A 6,295-nucleotide genomic window follows, 5' to 3' on the forward strand; every position below is an offset into this window, starting at 1 on the left:
TTATTTATGTTTTAAAATGATTTCTAATTCGTTTCTCCATTTCTCATACGCCGTAACATATGGTATCTTATTTTTTAATGGTTTGTATGTTTTTACGTGATCATTAGCACTGCTATTATTTTTAAATGCTGTAAAATCACCTTTATACACTCCTGCTGCTCTTGCAGCGCCAATAGCTCCTGTAGTATTATATATTTCTATCTCATGACCAATTAGTGTAGCTACTGTCTCAGAAAAAATAGCAGACCTAAACAAGTTGTCATTACCTGCTCTAATAACATTAATAGCAGTATTATCATCTTTTAATATTTGCATACCGTATGCAAATGAAAAAGCAATACCCTCTAGAGCTGCCCTAACCAAATGTGCTTTGGTATGCTTATTTAAGTTTAAATTGCAAAAATGGGTACCTATAGTTTTATTATTAAACATACGTTCTGCACCATTACCAAAAGGTATTAAGCTTAACCCATTTGACCCTACAGAAATATTAGAGGCCATTTTATTCATTTCATCATAACTATTAACCCCTAAATTGTCTTTTAGCCAACGGTACTGTATACCTGCACCATTAATATTTAAAAGCTTACCTAACACAGGTTGTTTTTGTGTGTAATTAACGTGAGCAAAATGGTTAATTCTAGAAGTTTCTTTAGATTGCACATTATTTGTTACCGCGTATACAACACCAGATGTGCCACCTGTAGCGGCAACCTCGCCGTGGTTAAATACGTTTAAAGAAAGTGCATTATTGGGTTGGTCACCGGCTCTGTAATTAATAGGTATACCAACAGGTAACCCTGATGCAGTTGATGCTTTCTCTGTTACTAGACCCTGGCTTGTAAAATTTGATACAATGGTTGGCGTTAAGTCTTCATTTACCCCATAATACTCTAATAAAAAAGAAGCCAACTCATCATTTTTAAAATCCCATAAAATACCCTCAGATAAACCGTTTTTTGTAGTATTTAATTCTCCCGTAAACTGCATTGCAATAAAATCTCCCGGAAGTATGTATTTATATATTTTATTGTAAACATCTGGTTCATTATCTCTAACCCATTTTAATTTAGATGCCGTAAAATTTGCAGGCGAATTTAAAAGCCTTGTTGCACATTTATTTTTACCAATTTCTTCAAATGCTTTTTCTCCAATTTCTACAGCCCTACTATCACACCAAATAATAGCATTACGTAAAGGGTTTAAGTCCTTATCTACAACTACTAAACCGTGCATTTGGTAAGAAATACCTATTGCAGAAATTTTAGATGCGTTTATACCAGATTCTTTAATTGCCCGTTTTGTAGCATTGCATACGTGTTTCCACCAAAGAGTAGGGTCTTGTTCTGCCCAATTTGGTTGATGAGCAATAATTTCCATTTCGGTTTCTGGTTCATTAACAACAATTATTTGTTTACCTGTATCTGCATCTACCAATGCTGCTTTTACAGAAGAACTACCAATATCATAGCCTATATAATACATACTTATAATGATTCTCTTAATATTAATTGTGTTGGAATATAGCTTTGCAAAGGCTTATCATTAGTTACAAAAGAAGCAGCTGTAGAACCTAGAGCTTTAAAATCTGTAGATACTACACTAATACCTTTATATATAAATTTTTTCATAGGGGTTTCATTATAAGATAAGAAACCTACATCTGTACCAGGTTCCAGATTTTGATCTTTACATTGTTCTAAAAAGTTACCTAAAACTCTATCACTTACACTTATGTAAGCCTCATTTTTAACTACTTTAAAGTCATTTACATCTAAAACAACATCATAATCTAAATTGCTTTCTTTACAGAACTTTTTAAAATATGTAACCGTTTCAAAAGGATGATACGTGAATGTAGGATACACAAATACCAACCGCTTGTATTTTTTAAAATTAGAAATAGCCTCTTTTAAAGCATTAGAAAAAGAAACTCCAAAATCTTGAAATACGTAGTTACTATCTTCTTTTGCGTGTATATTCCAATCTATTAAAAGCAGGTTACTTGTATCAAAATCAGATAAAATTTCTGCTACTTTGTTATGGTTAAAATTCATAACTACATACTTATAATACTTACCCTTACTATTGTTAAGTATGGTTTTATAATTTTCTATTTTATAATGATGAAACTGTACATCTACAATTACATTTTTTGGCAAGTTATTTACAAAAGAATGATATAAAACTTCTTTATAGGCTTTAAAAGTATCTAGAACCAAAAGCACTTTTTTGGTTTCATTAGCTATATAATACCCCTTGTTAGGCACAGATGCTATTACACCATACTCTTTTAAAAGTGAATATGCTTTAAAAACCGTATCTCTAGATAAATTAAAGTCTTTACACACCTTATTTACAGAGGGTAACGCATCTCCATTAGTTAATACGTTTGTAGCTAAAGCATCATTAATAGCATTAACCAATTGTAAGTATTTTGGTATATCACTATTAGAATTAATTTCAAATTTCATAAACCGTTCTGTTCTGTTCTGGTTTGTCAAATATAGAAATTTTATTTTAAAAAGTAAATCATAATTAAATAAATCAAATTAGTAAGTAATTTCCTAAGATAAATGTTATACGTCGAGTATATAGATTATTTCAACTAATATATATACTAAGTAGTACTACTCATTCTTTATTAAGATAATAATACAAACCTTTTAAAATAGCCTAACACAAGAAAAAAATATGTAAGAATATAAGTTAACTGAATAAAATATAATTACTACAAAACAAAGTAAATTCTTATATTGCAAACTTTTACAACACATTGTTAAATCCTACTTATGACCTACAAAAAGAGATCCAAATCTATTCTTTTGTTGTTGATTTTATTGATTTTACCTTTTATAGGTTTTGGAAATATAATAGTCCATTTGCAGAATACAATTATTGTATAAAAATAACAAACAATAAATATCACAATAAATTATATCCAATTATGAAAAAAAAATTACTTATTGCTACTTTATTTTTAATCTCTATTAGCACAATAGCACAAGATGTTAAGGTTAAAAAAGATATTTTAAGTATAAATAAAAATGAAGTTTGTAAGCTTATTAAAATAGAACTAAATCATTATGACCTAAAAGATTTAAACGATAAAGACATACTTAGTTTTAAGGTTGAATCAGAAAACATAATATCTTTAAAAGGAGATGAAACATTTAAGTTTTTTAAATTTAGTAAACCAAACAATAATGATGTTTACTTTTCTGATTATGATAATACTGGATTAAAGTTTTCACTAAGTAATGAAAAAAATATTGTTAGACATTTAGTTAAAAAAAATGAATTTATAAGCGACACTGGTATTAATTATGACAAAATTAATGACTTTTTTGCTGAGCCAAGACCTCGAAACTCTAGTGTGGATGAAAAAATAGCCCAATTTAAAGAGGCTTATAAAGTTGTTAAAGATTTTGATCTAAAATTTGATAAAAACAACATTATTAAAGGAGGGGCAGAAGACATTATTATTGGCCATTATAAAACAAATTACAATAGTTCTACAAAACAAACAATTGTTAAAGTATACGATGCCACTAATTTTTTAACTGGCACTTATCAAAAGGGTGAAATTTCTCTTTTTAACAAAAACAGTATAGATTATACTTTAAAATCTACTAATAGTGATGAAATTGCAAAAAGAGTAATAGAGCGTATGATAATGAGTGGTTATACTCTTGGTGATATGCAAACTAAACAATTTAATATCAATAGAGAAAATCACAAAAATGAAGTATTAGCGGAAATGAAAACTTCTGATAATATTTATAAAAAAGAAGCAACAGTTTATACTGCGGAAGGAGAAAAAATAGAGGGTATTCTAACTCTAGAGTTTTATGAATTAGAATCAGAAAAATCTGGAATGTCTTCCCTTCAAAACTATGGTGGTGTAGCATCTCTAAAAACAAAAAAAGAAAATGGTAAAGATAAATACACAACTTACAAAGCTAAGGACGGTGTAAAAATATGCTTAAAAGAATCTGGAGATTGTTATGCTGGTATTGCAACTAAGGGAGTAACTGGACCTAAATTTAACTTAATTGTAAATGATACTGAAAATTTAAAGTTGTATAAATCTATAACTAGCAAATACCATATTCTAAAAAAAGACAATGAAGAAAAAGGAATTATTGTAGAGGGTTCCACAATATTCAAAAAAGATAATTCAGAAAAAATGTTTGAAAAATTATTTGAATATTTAAATGATTGTCCTACTCTAAAAGATAATTTAAATACTTCTGAAATTAACTTGGATGAAGCTGAAGGTTTAAAAAAAATAATTACAGCTTATAAAAATTGTAAATAAAAATCATTAAATTTTAAAAACAGAGTTTTATCTACTTAGATAAAACTCTGTTAACTTAAAGAAACTCTTGTTTAAATATTTTGTAAAAATACTTAAACAAGAGTTAATTTTTTAAAAATGAAACTCTCAAATAAAACACAAGAGCTGTTACATAACTTATTTGCTATACTCTGTTTAGAGTTTCTCTACTACATATATGATTATTGGACGCCTAGCGAAACTCAACCTTCTGGTTGGCGACCTATATTATTTGAAGCTATATTAGCTTACCTACACAACAACAAATTTGGTGAGTTTTTAGGTAAAGGAACTTTACTTGCTTTAAGCACGTACTATATTTATAAAATACTAAGGGACTTTAGTAAAAAGTAGGTTTAAGAATTTATAACGCTATAATGAAACTCTCAGATAAAACAGAAGAATTGCTTGTTAATTTGCTCGCACTGGGTACTACTATATTTCTTTACTATATATATGATTATTGGACTCCTATGGAGGAATTTCCTTCTAGTTGGAGAGCCGGTTTGTTAGAAGCAATATTAAGATACCTACACAACAACAAATTTGGTGTATTTTTAGGTAAAGGAACTTTACTTGTTTTAAGTAGCTATTATATTTATAAAATAATAAGGGACTTTAGTAAAAATAAGTAAAACTTTTAGTTTGTTTAACGGCACAAGCAAGATGCTTGCGCTAGCGGGGAATTTATATGGTAATATTACAAATTCTTCTATTATTAAAAATCAAAAAAGGGTATTATTTACCTCAGAAATAAAAACAAAAAGTTCTGAAATATTTAATAGTCTTCTAATAACAAAATAATATGACTGATCATACAATAATAGAAAATGTTTGCCAATTTTTTCTAACTAAGGAACATATAATTATAATTAAAAATAATAATACTGTAACCATCAATAATAAGACAGTTTCTCACGAAACTAATATAGCACAATTAATTGACGATTGTTATGTGCTTTTTTTTAACAAAAACTTAGATAAACAATATGTAATTGATTTAAAAAACAAAAGAGAGCATAAAATAGATTCCAAAATTAATATCAGTAATAATAAAATAAATTCTAACGTATTTCTTGCACAAAATTTTAGTGAAGATTTTACTGAATCAGAAATAGTTTTTTTTAATATTAAAGAAAATAAAATCACAAAAAAATGTGGTATTTACAATATTGATCTTGAGTTTTTCTTTGATAATATGATTTTAATAAATCGTATGACTAAATTGGAATTAATTAATACGGAGGGAGATACTATTTGGCTAATAGATTTATCTCTATTTGACACCCCAAAATATGGAGAAAAACTTAACCAAATAAAAAAAATAATTGGAATACATAATGATACTCTTTTACTTACAACTAAAGGTGGTCGTTTAATCACTGTTTCTATTAAAACAGGAAATATAGTACATAAATTCTCTACCCAGGAAAGCGACTTAAATTTTGGTTACGAAACAACAATAAAAGGCACTTCTTTTTTTGTAAATAATAATGATAACAATCTTTATTGTATGTCTGCAAATTATTTTCAAAAAATAAATACCCAAACTTATGAAATTGAAGAATCCTTCAACTTTAGAGAGGTTGATTTTTCTGGAATGGGAACATACAAGAATATTTATTCCCCCTTACTACAAGGTAACTACTTCACTTTTTTAGGTGAAAAATCATATGGAGATGGGGTACGCTATATTGGTCTTTATGATTATAATAGCAAAAAATTAATATGGGAATACGAGCTCATCTCTAAAGAAGATTTTATGAATGGTAATAAACTAACAAGCCCAGAACCCGTTTATTTCTCTAACGAAAAATTGTTTGTAAAAGATTTTAAAAATAATCTTCACATTTTTGAAGAACTTAGAATAGTTAAAAAAAACAGCTAGCGCGAGCGTCACGCTCGTGCCATAAAGAGTAAATAGGGCAACAAAACAATATAAAAGTAAAATGAGCA

6 protein-coding genes are annotated in these 6,295 nt (G+C 27.9%); 4 read left to right on the forward strand and 2 right to left on the reverse strand.

Features of this window, described 5'->3' with window-relative positions; all coding sequences use genetic code 11:
• Positions 1–1,485, reverse strand: a complete 1,485-nt coding sequence (locus KLA_RS13625; protein WP_034646411.1) for a xylulokinase — start codon at positions 1,483–1,485, stop codon at positions 1–3.
• A 2-nt stretch (positions 1,486–1,487) separates the two neighbouring features.
• Positions 1,488–2,474 carry a GntR family transcriptional regulator gene (locus tag KLA_RS13630; protein WP_013622655.1) on the reverse strand — a complete coding sequence of 329 codons (987 nt, stop codon included), beginning with the start codon at positions 2,472–2,474 and terminating at the stop codon, positions 1,488–1,490.
• 473 nt (positions 2,475–2,947) lie between these two features.
• Between KLA_RS13630 and KLA_RS13635 the strand changes: the two genes are divergently transcribed.
• The 4 genes from KLA_RS13635 (at position 2,948) to KLA_RS13650 (ending at position 6,227) form a co-directional block, all read left to right on the forward strand.
• A complete protein-coding gene (locus KLA_RS13635) occupies positions 2,948–4,321 on the forward strand; it encodes a hypothetical protein (protein ID WP_152536853.1) in 1,374 nt (457 codons plus the stop codon).
• Between the two features lie 117 nt (positions 4,322–4,438).
• Positions 4,439–4,693 carry a hypothetical protein gene (locus tag KLA_RS13640; RefSeq protein ID WP_034646413.1) on the forward strand — a complete coding sequence of 85 codons (255 nt, stop codon included), beginning with the start codon at positions 4,439–4,441 and terminating at the stop codon, positions 4,691–4,693.
• 23 nt (positions 4,694–4,716) lie between these two features.
• Positions 4,717–4,974 carry a hypothetical protein gene (locus KLA_RS13645; RefSeq protein WP_034646414.1) on the forward strand — a complete coding sequence of 86 codons (258 nt, stop codon included), beginning with the start codon at positions 4,717–4,719 and terminating at the stop codon, positions 4,972–4,974.
• Positions 4,975–5,144: 170 nt separating this feature from the next.
• Entirely contained in the window at positions 5,145–6,227 is a 1,083-nt protein-coding gene (locus tag KLA_RS13650) for a hypothetical protein (RefSeq protein WP_034646415.1), read from the forward strand.
• Positions 6,228–6,295 lie beyond the last annotated feature (68 nt).

The sequence above is a fragment of the Cellulophaga geojensis KL-A genome (genome assembly GCF_000568425.1).
Taxonomy (GTDB): domain Bacteria; phylum Bacteroidota; class Bacteroidia; order Flavobacteriales; family Flavobacteriaceae; genus Cellulophaga; species Cellulophaga lytica.